General features: G+C 67.9%; 17 protein-coding genes and 3 pseudogenes. 3 read left to right on the forward strand and 17 right to left on the reverse strand.

Annotation, left to right across the window (positions count from 1 at the left end):
• Positions 1-16 precede the first annotated feature (16 nt).
• From ASG52_RS18900 to ASG52_RS18930, 8 genes and pseudogenes are all read right to left on the reverse strand, one after another.
• Positions 17-412 carry a hypothetical protein gene (locus ASG52_RS18900; RefSeq protein ID WP_056097130.1) on the reverse strand — a complete coding sequence of 132 codons (396 nt, stop codon included), beginning with the start codon at positions 410-412 and terminating at the stop codon, positions 17-19.
• Positions 413-465: 53 nt separating this feature from the next.
• Positions 466-690: pseudogene (locus ASG52_RS28460) on the reverse strand (MFS transporter); the annotation flags it as partial.
• Between the two features lie 10 nt (positions 691-700).
• A complete protein-coding gene (locus ASG52_RS18905) occupies positions 701-1,681 on the reverse strand; it encodes an arsenic resistance protein (protein WP_056246682.1) in 981 nt (326 codons plus the stop codon).
• Complete coding sequence (locus ASG52_RS18910; protein ID WP_056097011.1) at positions 1,678-2,064, reverse strand: ArsR/SmtB family transcription factor; 387 nt, start codon at positions 2,062-2,064, stop codon at positions 1,678-1,680. Before ASG52_RS18910 ends, ASG52_RS18905 begins: the two co-directional genes overlap by 4 nt.
• Positions 2,065-2,143: 79 nt before the next feature.
• Positions 2,144-3,349, reverse strand: coding sequence for an MFS transporter (locus ASG52_RS18915; RefSeq protein ID WP_056097014.1), 1,206 nt, complete (start codon positions 3,347-3,349; stop codon positions 2,144-2,146).
• Between the two features lie 7 nt (positions 3,350-3,356).
• Positions 3,357-4,652 carry an arsenic transporter gene (locus ASG52_RS18920; protein ID WP_056097017.1) on the reverse strand — a complete coding sequence of 432 codons (1,296 nt, stop codon included), beginning with the start codon at positions 4,650-4,652 and terminating at the stop codon, positions 3,357-3,359.
• A 35-nt stretch (positions 4,653-4,687) separates the two neighbouring features.
• Positions 4,688-5,113, reverse strand: coding sequence for an arsenate reductase (glutaredoxin) (gene arsC, locus ASG52_RS18925; RefSeq protein WP_056097020.1), 426 nt, complete (start codon positions 5,111-5,113; stop codon positions 4,688-4,690).
• Complete coding sequence (locus ASG52_RS18930) at positions 5,113-5,460, reverse strand: ArsR/SmtB family transcription factor (protein ID WP_056097023.1); 348 nt, start codon at positions 5,458-5,460, stop codon at positions 5,113-5,115. Before ASG52_RS18930 ends, arsC begins: the two co-directional genes overlap by 1 nt.
• A 47-nt stretch (positions 5,461-5,507) precedes the next feature.
• On the opposite strand from ASG52_RS18930, the gene arsH reads away from it, so the two are divergent.
• The gene (arsH, locus tag ASG52_RS18935) at positions 5,508-6,260 is read left to right on the forward strand and encodes an arsenical resistance protein ArsH (protein ID WP_056097026.1); all 753 of its coding nucleotides are present in this window, start codon (positions 5,508-5,510) and stop codon (positions 6,258-6,260) included.
• Positions 6,261-6,412: 152 nt separating this feature from the next.
• On the opposite strand, the pseudogene ASG52_RS28465 reads toward arsH, so the two are convergent.
• Positions 6,413-6,988, reverse strand: a pseudogene (locus tag ASG52_RS28465) (aldo/keto reductase).
• Between ASG52_RS28465 and ASG52_RS28470 the strand changes: the two are divergent.
• Positions 6,930-7,274, forward strand: a pseudogene (locus tag ASG52_RS28470) (LysR substrate-binding domain-containing protein); the annotation flags it as partial. The pseudogenes ASG52_RS28465 and ASG52_RS28470 overlap by 59 nt on opposite strands.
• Before the next feature lie 5 nt (positions 7,275-7,279).
• On the opposite strand, the gene qatD reads toward ASG52_RS28470, so the two are convergent.
• The 5 genes from qatD to ASG52_RS27420 all read right to left on the reverse strand — a co-directional run bounded on the left by qatD (position 7,280) and on the right by ASG52_RS27420 (position 12,881).
• Positions 7,280-8,011: a Qat anti-phage system TatD family nuclease QatD gene (gene qatD, locus ASG52_RS18945; protein ID WP_156384039.1), complete on the reverse strand. Its 732-nt coding sequence runs from the start codon at positions 8,009-8,011 to the stop codon at positions 7,280-7,282.
• A 20-nt stretch (positions 8,012-8,031) separates the two neighbouring features.
• A complete protein-coding gene (qatC, locus tag ASG52_RS18950; RefSeq protein ID WP_156384040.1) occupies positions 8,032-9,267 on the reverse strand; it encodes a Qat anti-phage system QueC-like protein QatC in 1,236 nt (411 codons plus the stop codon).
• 116 nt (positions 9,268-9,383) lie between these two features.
• Positions 9,384-10,304, reverse strand: a complete 921-nt coding sequence (gene qatB / locus ASG52_RS28695) for a Qat anti-phage system associated protein QatB (protein ID WP_306424559.1) — start codon at positions 10,302-10,304, stop codon at positions 9,384-9,386.
• On the reverse strand, positions 10,304-12,280 hold the full coding sequence (gene qatA / locus ASG52_RS18960) for a Qat anti-phage system ATPase QatA (protein WP_056097040.1): 1,977 nt from the start codon (positions 12,278-12,280) through the stop codon (positions 10,304-10,306). The genes qatB and qatA overlap by 1 nt, the downstream gene beginning before the upstream one ends.
• 232 nt (positions 12,281-12,512) lie before the next feature.
• On the reverse strand, positions 12,513-12,881 hold the full coding sequence (locus ASG52_RS27420; protein WP_156384041.1) for a hypothetical protein: 369 nt from the start codon (positions 12,879-12,881) through the stop codon (positions 12,513-12,515).
• 399 nt (positions 12,882-13,280) lie between these two features.
• Here ASG52_RS27420 and ASG52_RS18970 point away from each other — a divergent pair, with 399 nt between their 5' ends.
• Complete coding sequence (locus tag ASG52_RS18970) at positions 13,281-13,595, forward strand: hypothetical protein (RefSeq protein ID WP_056097041.1); 315 nt, start codon at positions 13,281-13,283, stop codon at positions 13,593-13,595.
• Between the two features lie 210 nt (positions 13,596-13,805).
• Here ASG52_RS18970 and ASG52_RS18975 read toward each other — a convergent pair whose 3' ends face one another.
• The 3 genes from ASG52_RS18975 to ASG52_RS18985 all read right to left on the reverse strand — a co-directional run bounded on the left by ASG52_RS18975 (position 13,806) and on the right by ASG52_RS18985 (position 16,266).
• The gene (locus ASG52_RS18975) at positions 13,806-14,435 is read right to left on the reverse strand and encodes a hypothetical protein (protein ID WP_056097044.1); all 630 of its coding nucleotides are present in this window, start codon (positions 14,433-14,435) and stop codon (positions 13,806-13,808) included.
• Between the two features lie 89 nt (positions 14,436-14,524).
• On the reverse strand, positions 14,525-15,334 hold the full coding sequence (locus ASG52_RS18980; protein WP_056097047.1) for a hypothetical protein: 810 nt from the start codon (positions 15,332-15,334) through the stop codon (positions 14,525-14,527).
• On the reverse strand, positions 15,334-16,266 hold the full coding sequence (locus tag ASG52_RS18985) for a hypothetical protein (protein WP_056097050.1): 933 nt from the start codon (positions 16,264-16,266) through the stop codon (positions 15,334-15,336). The genes ASG52_RS18980 and ASG52_RS18985 overlap by 1 nt, the downstream gene beginning before the upstream one ends.
• Between the last annotated feature and the right edge of the window lie 72 nt (positions 16,267-16,338).

The raw sequence follows: 16,338 nt of genomic DNA on the forward strand, positions 1-16,338 counted from the left end.
GCCGGCGGCATCGGGTTCAGGCTCGGGGAGGCTCGGTGGGCGGCCCTTGCGACAGGCTGTCGAAGGAGGCGGTGACGCCCCAGGTCGGCCCCTCGACGCCGCCGACGCGGCCCGGAAGTCCGACGGCGACCGGCAGCCCGGTGGCGACCTTCGCCAGGCAAAGCGCCATCAGGGGGCAGCCCTTGGAGCAGTCGGGCATATCCGGCCGCTCCTTGGGACAGCACGGCATCTCGTCCATGGCCATCCCGGCCATGTCGGCCATGGCTTCGTCGGGCATCGCCATGGCGTGCCCCTGAACGGCCGTCGGCGCGCGCATGCCTGCGGCGGCCGCGGATGCGGTCACCGGCGCAAGGGCGAGGCCGATCACCGCCAGGAGCGGGAGCAGCCTGCGAAGGGCGAGCCAAAAGGTCACGAACGGACGATGCCACATCGCGTGTCGGCGCGGAAGGGATAGGCACTACCTGACGAAAGCCCCACCCGCGGAGATAGCAAACCCGCGACGAGGAAGCCGAGGGACAGGCCCCCGATGACCCATCTCAGAGGCCACCCCGTATACTCCGATATCAGGTTGGCGAGCACACACAGCAGGTAGAACGAGGCCCCCCCGGTCAGGATTTGGATCGAGCCAAGGGCCGAGATCACCACGAGACGGTGGCGATGCGGGATCACGGGTACGCTCTGCCGTCTCATCGGGGGCGACTTAGACGGCCGGGACCGGCGACGCCGCCGTTGGGCCGAGCCTGGGCACGAGGCGGACGTAAACGAGTTCGCTCAGGAGCTCGATCAGCGTCTGTGTGACGATGACGGCGGGCAGGAGCGGGACGGCGCCTGGAACGGCGAAGGCCAGCGGCAGGACCACCATAGAGTTTCGGGTGGCGGCGCTGAAGGCCAGCGTGCGGACGGTGGGGGCATCCAGGCGGAACGCGCGCCCGACCGCCCAACCCAGCAGCGGGGCAGCCACGGCGAAGGCGACGTAGACGGGGACCACCCGCAGGGCGTCGTCTAGGGCCGGCCCGAGTTGGGGCAGGACGGACGCGATCACCACGAACAGGACGAGGGCCGTCGACGGCACCGGCAGAAGTCCGAGCCCGGTGGCGATCCGGTGGCCGGCGCGGCTGTGTCCGGCCCAGATCTGCACGGCCGCAGCAAGTCCGAGGGGAACCGCGATGAGCCAGACGAAGGCGTGCACGAACGGACCGACCTGGACGAACTTGGCGGCGTCCTCGCCGAGGAAGACGTTGAGGTAGACCGGCAGCAGCAGCATCTGCGCGATCAGCAGCGCCGGGGTGGAGGCCAGCAGCACCTTGGCGTCCGCGCGGCCGAGGTGGGCGAAGGTGACGACGTAGTCGATGCACGGCGTGAGCAGGACCATGAGCACGCCCAGCCGCAGCATCGGATTGGCGGGCAGGAACTGGATCAGGCAGGCCACCAGGATCGGCAGCGCGACGAAGTTCGTGGCGAGGAGCGCCGCCAGGAAACGGACCCGCGTAAAGGCTTTCCCCAACTCGGGCAGGGGTACCTGGAGGAAGGTGACGAACAGCATCAACGCCAGGGCCGGGTTGATCCCGACGTCCAGGGCCGTGGTTCCGGGGACCATCAGCGCAACGACGACGGCCAGGCCGATGGCGGCGAAGTAGATCGGGATCTGCCGGCCTTCGAGGATGTCGCGCAAGGTGGTCATGCTTCCTCGCAGGCGATCTTGGGGGCTTGCTCGACCCGCTGGGGCCGGCCCGTGCATTTGGCGAACAGGTCGATGGCGCGGTCGCAGACCTCGCAGTGACCCTCGCAGCAATCGCGCATGAGGAAGGCGACGAGGTCGGACAGGGCCGGGAAGATCGCACTGTAGATGATCGAGCGACCTTCGCGGCGGCTCTCGACGAGGCCGGCGTTCTCCAGGTGGCTAAGGTGGAACGAGATGCGCGGCGCCGAGGCACCTGCGATGGCCTCGGTGATGGCACCAGCCGCCATGCCCTTCGCCCCGGCCGTGACCAGCAGGCGGATGATGCGCAGGCGGGTCTCCTGCGCGATGGCCGCGAAGCCGTCGAGCGCTTGTTTCTCTTGCACGACACTTAAACCGTTATGGAATCGTTTAAGCGTCAGTAGGCTCGCGACGGGTCGGAGGCAAGATCGGATCGGGACTGGATCACGGCGACCGTCGAAGGCGGCCGCCGGCTCCCTGGCTTCGCGGCCGGACGCGCCAGAGCGATAGGGCGAGCGCGACGTTCGCCACGGCGAGCACGCTGAGCAGGGCGTAGGTCGCGTCCGCGCCCGCGTGGGTCAGGACCACGGCTCCGACGGAGGGTGCAAGCGCCTGCGCCACCAGCCCCGGACGGGCGAGGCGACCGACGAGCGCGGCGTATCGTTCGGGACCGAACAGGGCCAGGGGCACCGTACCACGTGCAATCGAGTAGATCCCGTTCCCGGCCCCGTAGAGGACCAGCGCCAGCCCGACCAAGGGTAGGCCGGCCGTCAGCATCGCGATCCCCAGGATCACCAGGACCATGGCGGCGGTCAGGGTCCAGAGGGGGTGATGCCGTCCCTTGCCGGCCATCTCGATGATGCGGGCGCCGACCTGGGAGGGTCCGATCAGCGCCCCGTAGGCCACGGCCGAGGTGAGAGCCACGCCACGGGCCTGTAGCAGGGTGATGAGGTGCACCGAGACCATGGCCATCACCGTGCCGCCGAGGGTCAGCACCCCGGCCATGAGGAGGAAGGCGCGTCGCTCCCGCCCATCCAGCCGAGCGCTTGCGTTTGATCCCTTAAGCCGTCGAGCCGTAGGCGGCGGAGGGGACGGGATCACGACGAGCACGAGGGGGAGTGTGACCGTAAGGTGGAGCGCCGCATAGGCGAGGCAGGTGCCGCGCCAGCCGACCTGCTCGAGCAGGAAGGCGGAAAGCGGCCAGCACACCGTGCTGGCGAAGCCGCCCCACAGGGTCAGCGTCGTGATGGCGGACCTCGCCTCGGCACCGTAGAGCCGGCCGAGGGTGGCGAAGGCGGGATCGTACAGTCCGGTGCCCATGCCGAGGCCGATGAGGAGCCAAGCCGCCAAGTAAGCCGTAACGTACGGGGCCAGGGCAAGGCCCGTGAGGCCCAGCGCCAGGGCGATGGCGGCGAAGGCCAGCATCGGCCGGCCGCCATGCTCCCCGATGAAGGCTCCCACCCGCGGCGAGACGAGGCCCGCGACGAGGAGGCCGAGGGATAGGCCCCCGATGACCCAGCCGAGGGGCCATCCCGTATCCCTCGACATCGGGGTGGCCAGAACCGACAGGAGGTAGAACGATGAGCCCCAGGTCAGGATTTGGATCACGCCCAGGGCCGAGGTCACGGGCCAGCGGTGCGGCGGGGTCATCGCCGTGCTACCGGGCCCCGATCATGGGTAGCCACAACGCCAGGGCCGCCAGGGTGACGAGTAGCACCGGCGGCGTGATGACGAGGCCGACCCGCATGTACTGGCCCCAGGTGATGCGCTGGCCCTTGGTGTCGAGCACATGCAGCCACAGCAGGGTCGCCAGACTCCCGATGGGCGTGAACTTCGGGCCGAGGTCGCAGCCGATGACGTTGGCGTAGACCATGAGCTCGCGCATCAGCGGCGACAGGTCCGGGGCCTGCTGGATCGACAGCGCGCCAACCAGCACGCTCGGCATGTTGTTCATCACCGAGGACAGGATCGCGGCTGCGACCCCCGTGCCTATGGTGGCGACGAACGGCCCATGGCCCGAGAGCCAGACGAGGCCTTGCGCCAGGTAGTCGGTCAGGCCGGCATTCTTCAGCCCGTAGACGACGAGGTACATGCCGAGGCTGAACAGGACGATCTGCCAGGGGGCCCCCGCTAGCACCTTGCGGATCGGAATGACGCGGCTCCGGTTCGCCAGCGCCAGCAGGATCACGGCGCCGGCGCAGGTGACCACCGAGACGGGCACGCCGAACGGCGCCGTCACGAAGTAGGCGACCAGCAGCAGCCCGAGGAGCGGGAAGGCTGCCTTGAACACCAGCGCGTCCATGATCGCGTGGCGCGGCGCTTCGAGCTCGGCCACGGGGTACGTGGCCGGAAGGTCGCGCCGGTAGAACAGCCACAGCACCACCAGGGTCGCCGCGAGCGAGACGAGGTTCACCGGCACCATCACGGCCGCGTAGCGGCTGAAGGAGATGTCGAAGAAGTTCGCCGAGACGATGTTGACGAGGTTCGAGATCACCAGCGGCAAGCTGGTGGAGTCCGCAACGAACCCGCAGGCGACGATGAAGGCCAGCGCCGCGGCCGGCTTGAAGTCGAGGCGCAGCAGGATGGCCAGCACGATGGGGGTGAGCAGCAGGGCCGCGCCGTCGTTGGCGAACACCGCGGCGATGGCGGCGCCGAGCAGGATCACCAACGGGAACAGCAGGCGCCCCCGTCCGCCGCCCCACCGGGCGATGTGGAGCGCCGCCCAGTGGAAGAAGCCGGCCTCGTCGAGCAGCAGCGAGATGATGATCAGCGCGACGAAGGTGAACGTGGCGTCCCAGACGATGTGCCAGACGACCGGGATGTCGCCCGGGTGGATGACCCCGGTGGCGAGCGCGACCGCGGCTCCGATCAGGGCGCTCCATCCGATCCCGAACCCCTTCGGCTGCCAGATGACGAACACGAGGGTGACGACGAAGATGGCGAGCGCGAGCATCGGGACCGTTTCTTGTTCTTGATTATGTGGAGCGATCAGGCGGTGGCGATGCGCCGGCCGTGCTCGTCGACGACGCGCTCGCCGTCCTCCTTGACGAACTCGCCCTGCTGGGCAGGCAGGAGGTCGAGGACCGCCTCGGACGGTCGGCAGAGGGCGACGCCCTGAGGGGTGACGACCAGGGGGCGGTTCAACAGGATCGGGTGAGCCTCGATGGCATCGAGAAGCCGGTCATCCGTAAGGCTCGGGTCCCCAAGGCCGAGATCGGCGTAGGGCGTGCCCTTCTCCCGCAGGAGGTCGCGCACGGTGAGGCCGGCACGCTCCGCGAGTTGACGGACCATCACCCGGCTCGGCGGCGTCTTCAGGTACTCGATCACGTGCGGCTCGATGCCGGCGTTGCGGATGAGTGCCAGGGTGTTGCGGGACGTGCCGCAATCCGGGTTGTGGTAAATCACGACGTCCATCAGGCGGTTTCCTCGCAGCAGGCGGATAGGGCGGCTACGGCCGGGGCGCAGACCTCGGGGCGGCCCTGGCAGCAATCGCGCATCAGGAACTGGATGAGCTCGGACAGGTCCGGGTAGGCGGCGCTGTAGATGATCGACCGCCCCTCGCGCCGGGAGGTGACCAGGCCGGAATGGCTGAGTTCCTTCAGGTGGAACGACAGGTTGGTGCCGGACACGCCGACCGCCTCGGCCAGCATGCCGGCCGCCATCCCGTCAGGCCCCGCTGTGACGAGCTGGCGCACGATGCGCAGCCGATGCTCCTGGCCGAGGGCCGCGAAGGCAGCGACAGCTTGCCGTTCGTCCATCATGATGTCAATATCTCAACCATCATTGAAACGTAGAGGATAGACGTTCCTTGGACAAGCCTCGACAGCCCTTCGCCGACGGCCTGCCGAACCTGAGCGAGGGACACTTCATCGTTCCGGCGAGCGCCGACCTGCAGGTGGCGACGCCGTTCGCCCACGCCCCGCGCTTCCTGATCCTCTACGGGTCGCTCCGGGAGCGCTCGTTCAGCCGCTTCCTCGCCTACGAGGCGGCGCGCCTGCTTGAGGCGATGGGCGGCGAGGTCCGCATCTACGACGCGCACGGCCTCCCTCTGCCCGACGACGCCACCGCCGATCACCCAAAGGTCCAGGAACTCCGGAACCTCTCGATCTGGTCGGAAGGGCACGTCTGGGTCAGCCCGGAGCGACACGGGGCCATGTCCGGGGTGATGAAGAGCCAGATCGACTGGCTGCCCCTGTCCGAGGGGTCGGTGCGCCCGACCCAAGGGCGGACGCTGGCCGTGATGCAGGTCTCCGGCGGCTCGCAGTCCTTCAACGCCGTCAACGGCCTGCGCGTGCTCGGGCGCTGGATGCGGATGGTCACCATCCCGAACCAGTCCTCGGTGCCGATGGCCTACAAGGAGTTCGACGAAACCGGCCGGATGAAACCCGGGCCGCTCTACGACCGGGTCGTCGATGTCTGCGAGGAGCTGATGAAGTTCACGCTCCTGACCCGCGAGCGATCCGACTACCTCGTGGACCGCTACTCGGAACGAAAGGAGCGGGAACCGGATCGGCTCAAGGCCGTCGCCGCCGACATCGGGTTCGTCAGGAGACCCTCGTAACCGTCCCGGGGACCGGCGGCGGATCGTGACGCACGATCCCGGGCCAGACGGTCATAGTTTACGGGCCGTTGACTCCGGAAGCGGGCAACGGGACGCGCGTCCCGCTATGCGCTGCCTTAGGAGTCGTGAATCCCGACGCCCCTTGGATGGGGTCAGCGGTAGGAGAACTGCAGGACGGCAGCGGGCAAACGTTCTCCCTCGATAGGAATGGCGGAGGCGGACGCCTCAATCTCGGCCATGTCCTGGGGCGTGAGCACGACCCGGTCGAGCCGGCGCGTGCCGGGGATGGGCACGATGAATGGCTTTCGCGAGAGCAACCAAGCCAACGCGATCTGCGCCGCCGTCGCCTCCTTGGCCTCGGCGAAGCGTTGCAGGAGCTCGACCAGCGCCTGGTTGGCCGCTCGCGGACCTCAGGGGAGAAGGGTGGGATATGCTTCGTCATGGCTCCAGTCTCTCAAGAGTTGGAGCCTCCGAAAATCCCGGGGCGGTTCAATCTCCGGTTCCGGGTCGCGGGTCCAAAGCGAATACTCGCTTTGGATGGCGGCCACGGGCTGGACCGCGTGCGCCCGACGAACGGTCTGCGCTCCAGGCTCGGACAAGCCGAAATGCTTGACCTTGCCCTGGGCGATCAACTCCTTCACCGCGCCGGCGACCTCCTCGATGGGGAAGCCGCAGGACCTGATGCACCACCGCTGCATCAACCTACGCCTGCCGACGCGTGGGAACATCTACGCCTGGGAGTTCGAGAAGGCCGGCCGCGAGCTCAACGTCCGGGTCGAGGGCCAGATGGCGTTCAACAACACCGGGCTGATCCTGAAGGCCGCCCTCGGCGGGCTGGGCCTCGCCTACCTGCCGGAGGACCGGGTGCGGCCTTACGTCGAGGAGGGCCGACTCAAGCGGGTCCTGGCCGAATGGTGCCCCCCGTTCGCCGGCTACCACCTGTACTACCCGAGCCGGCACCAGCACGCCCCGGCCTTCGCCCTGGTGGTCGAGGCGCTGCGCTACCGAGGCTGAGACGACTAGGCTGGGATATCGAAGTTTCCAAGCAAGCGGGATGCATTGCCGTCGGTGATGGCTTCCAAGTCCGCCGTGTCCTTTCCCAGCATCTCCGCAAGGCGGTTCACCGTAGCCCTCAGGTCGCCCTTGCCACCCCGGAAAGGGGCATCGCTCTCGATCAGCAGCGCATCGAGGGGAACTGCAGCCATGAGGGAAGATGCCCGTGCCCCCTTCAACATGCTGCCGTTGACGGAGAACCAGCAGCCCGCTGCGATGGCCCGACCGAGTTCGGAGGCCGTACCGGAAAACCAATGCAGGACGGGCAGGAAGCCTCCCCTCGACGGGCAGGCACGGATCTCGTCGAGGACCTGTCCGGCGGCGCGACGGCTGTGGATGCTCAGCACCCGGCCACCCAGCGAGCCTGCCCGGTGCAGGACCTCCCTGAACACGCGTCGTTGCGCCTCGAAGGCATCCGCCAGGTGCGGACTGCCGTCGAGGCCGATCTCCCCGATGAGCCTCGCCTGGGGCATGAGGTCCAGCATCAGGCCGACCTCGTCCTGTGCCTGCCCGACCAATTCCGGGTGAAGCCCCAGCGCCGGTCGCGTCCAAGGGTTTCCCTTGGACCATGCAAGGTTCTGTTGCCAGGCGCGCGGGGTCGTCGTGACGGCGACGGTGGTCACCCGATAGGCACCGCGCGTTTCGTACTCCGCCTTCGGATCGGCCATCAGGTCGAGGTGGCAATGGAAATCGTGCAAGGCCACCGCCGTCGGGAGCTTCAGGGAGCGAAGGACTGCAGGTTTCCGATAGCTCGTCCCACCTCGTCTATACCCTCCGCGAAGACCTTGGTGTAGTCGCGTATCTCCCCGGGGGCGTAGTCAGTGAGCGGCCCAGGTTTTCGCACGAGCGCGACCGCGGTTTCCGGCTTTCGCCGCAGACGTTGGGCCATGAACTCGAAACTCCTGACGTGTTCTCCCTTGGCGCCCCGCGGATCGACCGTGCCGCCCAACACGGGAAGGTCAAGATACGTCGTGGGTTCGTAGCCGTAGGCATGGACCTCGGCGGCGCGCCGTATGAGGCACGGTACGCAATATCCGCAATGACCGGGCGGCCTTCCCTCCCACCGGGCCTTCGATACCGAGGAGCAGGATATCGTGCTCGGCATGGCGGCTTCGACGAAGCTGCGTCGGGCCACCTCGTCCAGCATCTGTCCCTTCGTCCTGAATCGATAACGGTTCTCGACGTTCTCCGCGAGGTCCAGCCGCCTCAGCAACTCCTGCCAGCGAGCCAGGTAGAACGGATGTGTCGTGCGTGTACTCCATGCTCCCACTCGGAGCGGATCGAGCGGGACGTTGAGGGAGATGAGGCCGTTCTCGGGAACGTCCACCACCCGGGACCCACGGGGCATCGCGCTGGTTCCGGCGGCGGCGAGGGCGAGGAATAGGAACGACCTGGCACGCTGCGTGTCCTCGCTGCCAAGGGAGGCCATGTCGCCGGCCGTGACGCCGACCCGTGCACGAACGTGGCGCGTGCCGAAGGCTCCGAACTGCTGATCGAGCATTCGGACGCATGCCGCCTGGCTCGACGTGCCGGCATCCCAGTAGTGGCTGACGAACAACGTCTTGCTTCCGCTGGCGAGGAGATCTGTCGCGCCGACGAAGCTGTCGACCCCGCCGGAGAACAAGGCCACCCGGTCGAACGGGAGAAGCGGTAGACCCAGAGGAGCCGGCGCGAGCGGACCGTCGTCGGGCCTGGATCGAAAGAACACGCGCCAGATGTCCCCCGACAGGAAGCCCAGCATCCGCTCGATCAGGTCCGCCACGCCGGACCATAGCGTGGGATCCGAGACCGGGACCCAAAGCGCGATCTCCCGCGTGAAGGAGTCCTCCGCGTTACGGACCCTGGAGATCCGCGTGTCGGCCGCCTGCACGGCTACGGCAAGAACCAGCAGGTCGACGCCTACCTCGGTCGGACGCAACCCGCGTGTGGCCATCTCGCCGAGGATCTGGCCCATGCCGAACCTCAGGCCCGCTACGTCGGGACGGACGTCGAGGGTACGCTGCGGCTCTCCGGCGGGGGCGGCGATGGATGCGCGGTCGGAGGGTCCGAGACGAACGACGATGTGGCATCTCATGAGGATTCGCCTTCATCGCCGTAGGTTTCCAACAGGGACCACGCCACCTCGTAGATCTCGTCCACGATGCGTCCCAGGCTCGGGCCGGTGAGGTCGCCGAACGATTGCGGGGTTAGGCCGATGATGCCGTCGCGCGTGGCGGCGGACACGTAGTCCCGCAACTCGCGCTCGACGGTACGGAAGTCGGCTATGACCGGGGCGACCTTGAAACCGCGAACCGCGATATCGTGGAAAATGCGCCCCACGATGCTGTTGGAGAGGAAGGCGGCGAAAAAGCCTTGCTTCTGGGCGGCCTCGAACGCGTCGAGGCTTTCGATCCCAAGGGCGCCGAGCTGGTCGACGGTCTCGGCCCATGCGTCACGAGCGATGGCTTCGTCCACGAGGCCACCGTCGGCGCAGATCACGTCCGTGAGCCCCGCGAATGCCTCCGCAACCCCTCCGTCGAGGAGCGCATCGAGCCCAAGGCGCTCGAAGGTCTCGCGGACGCCGACCGTGTCGAAGTCGCGGAACAGGCCGAGCACGCCCGCCGCAGCCTGACGGGCCGCTCCCATCCGGCGCGTCGCGTTGCGTGCCCCACCGGCGGCGTTGCGGGCGTACCCCCTGACGGCCCTGCCCAGGGCACGGTCATCGGTTCCGCCGCTCCGGGAGAACCTGGTGAAGTTGGACCTGCTCGGGCCGAAGCGGTTGGGTTCGGGCGGAGGGGCTGGCGGAGGGGCCGGGACCAAGGGAAGTGCGGGAGTTGCGCCAGGCGGGGTCGGAGGGCCTGGGACCGGGACAGGAGGCACGGGTCCGGGGGGGACGACGGGGGGCGGAGGCATGCCGGGCGGCGGGACCGGCGGCGGTGCCGGACCGCCCAGCCAACCCGGGACCAGAGGGGTCGTCGGACGTTGCCCGCGTGGCAGTGCGGACGTTCCCATCAGCGGCGCTCCGGTCCGTCCAGACTTCTCAAAGTGGCCTTGGCGGTGATCTGGAGTTGACGGCTTCCCCTGGTTGACCAGGACCGCAACATGTCCCGCGCCCGCGTCTTCGGCCCATCCTGGAAGGCCTGCGGGGACCAACCGGCAGCGGCCCAACTGCCGAGCTCGTCGGCTGGCAGTTCGCCGAGGAAGTCCAGGAGCCGACCCTGGAACCTGGGGTGGTGGCGCACAAGCGCACACAGGCCGGCAAAGTGCGGAGGCGAGGCCGAGAGCTGATCGACGGCCAGGATCTGGTCCTTCAACGTGTTGAAAAGCAGGTTGGCACCGGTTTCGTCCAGTGCTCGGATGTCGCCGTCCACTTGCGTCGCCCCGAGCGCACCCGAACCCACGGACGACAGGATACGGTCGAGCAGGGCGTTGGACGAGGCACGACCGAACGCGCTCTTGCGGTCGCGGGTCGCGAACACGTACGGGCGTAGGTCGACGGTACTGAGGAGCTTGTCGGGGTCCAGCCGTGCCCAGTTGCGCAGCCAAGCGTCCCCCGCCCAATCGGCCACGGCCTCAGGCAGTGTCCTGGAGCCGTCCGCTTGGGGCGATCCAGCGGACGGTCCACCCGGTCTCGGAGGTGTCGCCTCGTCGCTTTCAAGCAGCTTCAACTCCACGACGATGCCACCCGCGACCGTCATCGCCTGCTTGGCGACCTGCGTGAAGAAATCCGGTTTGAAGCGCTCGATCAGCATCACGCGCCCTAGGACGGAGATCTCGACCTCGCTTGAGAGACCGCGCGCGTCGGCGACGGCTTTCCGCAACGCGACGGCGTTCAGGAAGCGCTTGATCTGTCGGGGGTTGCCCTCAAGCCCTTCCGCGACCGTCGGCCCTAGCTGCTGCGCAAGCCGGTAGGCGGCCGTCAGCTCCGTTCGCTTGTCGGGCCCGGCAGCGATGATGTCCTCCAACGTGAGGGCATTCGAAATCCAGGGCGTCTTGATGACGGCCCGGGCCTTCTCGACCAGCGTCACGAAACCCCGGGCCTCCTCTCCCAGGATCGCCTGCGCGAGGAGCAGGGTGACGTAGACCTTGGCCTCCTCCATCCCGAGCGCAGGGATGCGGAACGGCACCTGGATCAACTTCTCCAGGTAGTTCCGCGCATAGGAGGTCGGCCCCGCCGCAGCCGGCAGGTCGGGGAAGTGCTGCCGGACAGCATACTCGATCATCGCCTCGTCCGTCGCGATGATGAAGGCCGTCTGCGGAGTGAAAAGGAAGAGGCGGATCGCCTCCAGGGTCTCGATTGCGGTCTTGGGCAGGCAACGGTCGAGGTCGTCGATCAGGACGACGAGCTTCTTGATGCCCGCCTCCTTCAGGAGCGTTTCGAACTCCTTCTGGAACGCACGTATGTGCGTGACCGCGGACTCGGCCGCCTCGGGTTCGGCGAGGTATTCCTTCGCCTCCTCCACGACCTTCTTGAGCGCTTCGCCGTCGACGGCTTCCCCCGGCGCGTTGAGAATGCCGGAAAGCTTACCTAGGATCTCGGTGACCTGATCCGGGCTCGGCAGGCCGCTCGCATAGTTCCAGGCCAACTGGCCGCCTCGCTTGGCCAGCTTCATCCAGCGGACGCGCTTGAGCAGGCCCTTGGCCGCCTTCTTCGTCTTGGCACCGAAGGTCTCGGAGTCGCGCAACTCCTCGACGATGGTTTCCAGTAATGCCGTCTTGGCATCGTCGAACCCCTGGAAACGCCACCCGTCGAAGTGGAGGCACAGAACGCCCTCCCGCTTCTTGAGCCGAGCCTCGGCCATTCGCAGCACGCTCGACTTGCCGGCCCCCCAATCACCGTGAATGCCGACGGTGAGTGGCTTGTTGGGTGTCGCATCGATCAGGTTGACGACCGTTTGCGCGATGGCCTCGAAATAGAGGAGATCGACCGCTGTCTCGTGGTCGGGGACAACGACAAGCGCAGCTGCCGCCACTCCGTTGCTGGCCATCGCAATGCTCCACCCAGGACCTTACTGCCTAGATGGTATCCTACCGCGACGGCCGCAACTCTACATCAGCACATTCGACTCGTTTCAAGGGACGGTAGCGCGGTTTTCATGGGGAGAGACTGATGCCGAGTAGAACGACAGTGGTGTCCGGCGCTCTCCGACGCCATCACACGACTGGTTGTCCCGGTAAGAATGCCGTTGTTCCGCTTGCCCCCCGGATCGGGAACCCCGCTTATCCGGCCTTGCGCACGAGGGTGCCGTCCGGAGCCTTCTCGAAATACTTCCCGTGCTCCCACCGGCCGATCATCTTCTTCTTCAGCGTGTCCTCGTCGAGCGGCTCCTTGTGCAGCCGAGCCCCGCGGTGGATCGAGTCCTTCAGGCCCGCCAAGATCTCGTCCAGCGGCCGCGTCCCGCCGACCGGCATCATCTCCGCCACCTCGGCCATGACCCGGTCCCAGAACTCCTCCGCGCGTATCCTGTCCAGGCGCCGCCGCATCTGCTCGTTCTCGGCCCGCAGCTTCAGCACCTCGGCGGCCTCCCGCGCCAGACGGACATTCTCCTCTCGTAGGTAATCGCATTCCGCCAGGGCGTCGTCGCGCATCTCGTCATTGGCTCGGAGCCTGGCCTCCAGCTTCATGCAGTCGTCCTCGAAGTGCTTCGTCTGGCTCGCCTGCGCGGACTCGACGACACTCTGGAACGTGGTCGTGCACCCGACGGATACCGTCTGGCACTTGAGCGACTTCGCTCACATCATCTGGCACTGGTAATGGAGACCTTCGACAATCCGTTACGCAAGTCGGAGCACTCGTTACACAGCATAGGTGTAACGGGGCGCTCTGTTACCGTACGAACCCAGCCCTGCAGGCCGATCCAAAGTTGGCCCGCACGTAACGGGTTCTCCACAGGCGGCCAGGAGATCAGTAACCACTACAAGCGACCGACTCTCGACAAGTGAATCCGAGTAGCGATCTCCTGGTCTCACGCACCAGGGGAGGCCCCTATGAACGCAGACCGTTTCGTTTCCAGCTTCGAGAACGGCGCCTACGGTCTCGCGGCCGGCCTCGCTGCCGCCCATGCTGCCGGCCTCGCCCGGGGTGACCGGTTGGTCGCCGAGGCCCGGGCTGCCGAGGAGGAGGCGGTGACCTCGGAGAACCTGGCGACCGTCGCCCGGGTCCTCCTGGAGCAGCGCCGGGAGCTCGCTGCGCTCCGGGCCGAGAACGCCCGCCTGAAGGGCGAGCTCGCCACCAGCCGCCGGGCTGATGCGGTCCGGGCCGTCGCGGTCGCCGCCCGCCGTACGAACGCCCGCCGCGCGTGACGTACGCGGCACCGGGGCCGCGTACGTACGGGGCTCCACGTGCTGACGGAATGCTTTCGCGTGCTGACGACGTGTGCACACGTGCGCACAGGGAAAGTCGCAACCCCTAAAATGCACGGGGACGCATTTTTCTTCGATGGCATCCAGACCTGAAAAAGCCCGCCCCGGGGTGACCGAGGCGGGCTTCGTTGCGTCAGGGATGCGGGGTGATCAGACGCCCTGGCAGGGCACGTACGAGGGGCTGTCGATCAGGTCCTGGATCGCGTCGCTGATGGCCTTGCGGCCCTCGGCCATGCGCTCGCGCTTCTCCGCGGTCATCTGGGCCATCTCGCGCTTGCCCTGCTCCCACTCCTCAAGCGTCGGGCACGGCGGCAGGGACGCCAGCGGCTTCATGCCGAGCATGTGGCGCCCGATCATCAAGGCGTCCCCGTTGGCGACGTTCATCAGGTCCATCCAGGGGAGGCCCCGGAGCCAAGCCTGCGCCGCCTCGTCGAGGGCGCGGAGATCGGGCTCCTCGTCCGTGAGCGTCCCCTGGGACAGGGCGAAACGCTGGGCGAGGGAGCCCCACTCCCTGGCGGCCTCGTCGGGGGTGATTGCCTTCTTGGGGGCCGGCGCGGCGGTCAGGGCGGCAGGCGATCCGACCGGGGCGGTCGCGGCCTCGGCCAGCGCGGCGGCCATGTCGGCGGAACCACCACCGGCGGGGGCGGCGCGGCGGGGAGCGGGGGTGATCGATTCGACGACCCAGCGGCCCGCCTTCCAGACGAGGCGGGTTGCGGTGACGGCCATCTCGGCGACGGCGGCGATGGCGGCGAGGATGTAGGCGAGAAGCTGACGGGCCACGGGTTGTCTCCTTGGTTGGTGGTGAGGGAATCGTGCCGCGCCGGCTCGAAAGGCACAGCGGGGAAATCCGCAAAAATGCGGATTTTTCTTCAGGCGGCGATCTTCGATGCCCGTGCCTCGGCGATTGCGGCGAGCCCGGCCTCGGTGAAGGCCGCCTCGATCTCGCGCTTGCCCTTCATGCGCTTGGGGGTTGCCCAGCCGAGCTCGATGGCGCGGACGGAGCCCCAGCCGTGCAGGTAGTTGTTGGTTACCGACGCGCCGAACGGCTTCGCCCACGAGCCGAGGATTGCCGGGCGTGCGTCGGCGGGCTCCGGCTCGCCGATCCTTTCGAGAAGGGCGCGTGCGTTGCCGACCGACAGTTCCCCCCAGAACACATTGAGGCCGACGGCGTGGAGCACGTGGCTGATCTTCGTGTGCTCCATGCTCCCGGCTAGGCGTTCCCAGCCGGCATCGGTCGCGAGATCGATGGCGTGGTGCCACATGCCCCCGTCGCAGTTTGAAGGCGCCCACACGGCCTTCAGCCCCGTGACCTCCTCGACCCTGCGCACGTACGGCAGGTCGGCGCAGGCCGGCGTCGATAGGAAAAGGTATGGGCGACCGCCCCGGTCGCGCCGGAGCGTCACCGGGAAGGCGATGCTCCGTGGTGCGAAGGGCACCGTCATGTCTCGCAGCGCGTACCCCATCGAGAGGGAGTAGAGGTTCGCGAGGCCGGCCTCGATCAGGGCGGCGTCCATCGGGGTACGACCCGGAACGACCCCCATGATCGAGGCGTCGACGAACGGCGTGATCTCGTCGTCGCGGCGATCCGGTTGCCGGACGACGGTCTCCGCCGGCTCCGGGGTTGGCTCTGTGACGCTGGCGAACAGGTCGAGTTGATTCGGATGCGGTCGCCGGGCCATCACGCGGCCTCCCCGAAGAGCTCGCGGCGCATGTTGTCGGGGATCTGCCGCCGGTGGACGTGGACGGCCCACAGGGCCTGGGACGCCTCGCACTGACCGAGCCGCGGCAGGCCGGAGAGGACGTGCCCCAACGCGGTGTGAGCCTTCGACCAGCCCGCATCGTTAGAAACCGTCGCCCAGTCGTCGTCCATGGCGGACAGGTGCTTCGTGGCCGAGTGGACGAGGAGTTGGATCGCCGGGTCAGCGGCCAGCGCCCACCACTTCTCCTTCCTCTCCGTCTGCGCCCGATCCGTGACCCGGGCGACCATCTCGTCGCAGGTCTCGACCAGGCGCCGGGCCATCTTGGCGGCCGACGCTGACGGCTGATCGCCCTCGGCGAAGATCGCGGTCGCCTTGTCCCGCTGCGACCGCGTCCACGCCCACGGCAGCGCCTTCATCCGGTCGCGCAGGAGGGAGACGGCGGCGAGGCGCTCCTCACCCTCCTGCGCCCACAGGCGAGCCATGTTCTCGGCCACCCGGGCCCGGCGTTCGGCCTCCTCGGCTGCGCGGCGTCCTTCTTCCTCGCGCGCGATCCCGTCGGCCCGGGCGAAGGCCGCCTCGAATCGGTCGTTCGACGGCGCGGGCTGCGGCTCCCAGCAGACCGGCTTGTCGTACTCGCCCTGGCGGTCGCCACCCCAGGAGAAGCCCAGCTCGCGCATCCCGTCGCGATCCGCCCGGTAGAGCCGGCTGTAGGAGCTCTCGTCACCGGCATCGGCGAGCCACAGGGTCTTGAGGCCGCCCTTGGTCTGGCGCTCCCCGACGCGGCGCCATGCCAGGCCGAGGGCACCGACGGGCAGGGCCTCGGTCAGGGGCGGGAGCGGGCGCTGGGCCGCCCCGTAGGCCGAGGCGCAGACGGCCCCGACGGCGACAAGGAGCAAGATGAGGGTGAGCATGGCGACCTCCGATGATCCGCAGATCAGAGTAGATTGCCATGAATTCCAAGGCCGACAAGGGCCGATGATTTA

Origin of the sequence: Methylobacterium sp. Leaf456 (assembly GCF_001425465.1) — a bacterium.
Classification (GTDB): domain Bacteria; phylum Pseudomonadota; class Alphaproteobacteria; order Rhizobiales; family Beijerinckiaceae; genus Methylobacterium.

Excerpts from the sequence above, each read along its gene's own strand:
- ASG52_RS18905 (WP_056246682.1), bottom strand. The coding sequence starts at position 1,681 with ATGACCACCTTGCGCGACATCCTCGAAGGCCGGCAGATCCCGATCTAC.
- ASG52_RS18915 (WP_056097014.1), bottom strand. The coding sequence starts at position 3,349 with ATGACCCCGCCGCACCGCTGGCCCGTGACCTCGGCCCTGGGCGTGATC.
- ASG52_RS18920 (WP_056097017.1), bottom strand. The coding sequence starts at position 4,652 with ATGCTCGCGCTCGCCATCTTCGTCGTCACCCTCGTGTTCGTCATCTGG.
- arsC (WP_056097020.1), bottom strand. The coding sequence starts at position 5,113 with ATGGACGTCGTGATTTACCACAACCCGGATTGCGGCACGTCCCGCAAC.
- ASG52_RS18930 (WP_056097023.1), bottom strand. The coding sequence starts at position 5,460 with ATGATGGACGAACGGCAAGCTGTCGCTGCCTTCGCGGCCCTCGGCCAG.
- qatC (WP_156384040.1), bottom strand. The coding sequence starts at position 9,267 with ATGGGCCAGATCCTCGGCGAGATGGCCACACGCGGGTTGCGTCCGACC.
- qatB (WP_306424559.1), bottom strand. The coding sequence starts at position 10,304 with ATGGGAACGTCCGCACTGCCACGCGGGCAACGTCCGACGACCCCTCTG.
- qatA (WP_056097040.1), bottom strand. The coding sequence starts at position 12,280 with ATGGCCAGCAACGGAGTGGCGGCAGCTGCGCTTGTCGTTGTCCCCGAC.
- ASG52_RS27420 (WP_156384041.1), bottom strand. The coding sequence starts at position 12,881 with ATGCGCGACGACGCCCTGGCGGAATGCGATTACCTACGAGAGGAGAAT.
- ASG52_RS18970 (WP_056097041.1), top strand. The coding sequence starts at position 13,281 with ATGAACGCAGACCGTTTCGTTTCCAGCTTCGAGAACGGCGCCTACGGT.
- ASG52_RS18980 (WP_056097047.1), bottom strand. The coding sequence starts at position 15,334 with ATGGCCCGGCGACCGCATCCGAATCAACTCGACCTGTTCGCCAGCGTC.
- ASG52_RS18985 (WP_056097050.1), bottom strand. The coding sequence starts at position 16,266 with ATGCTCACCCTCATCTTGCTCCTTGTCGCCGTCGGGGCCGTCTGCGCC.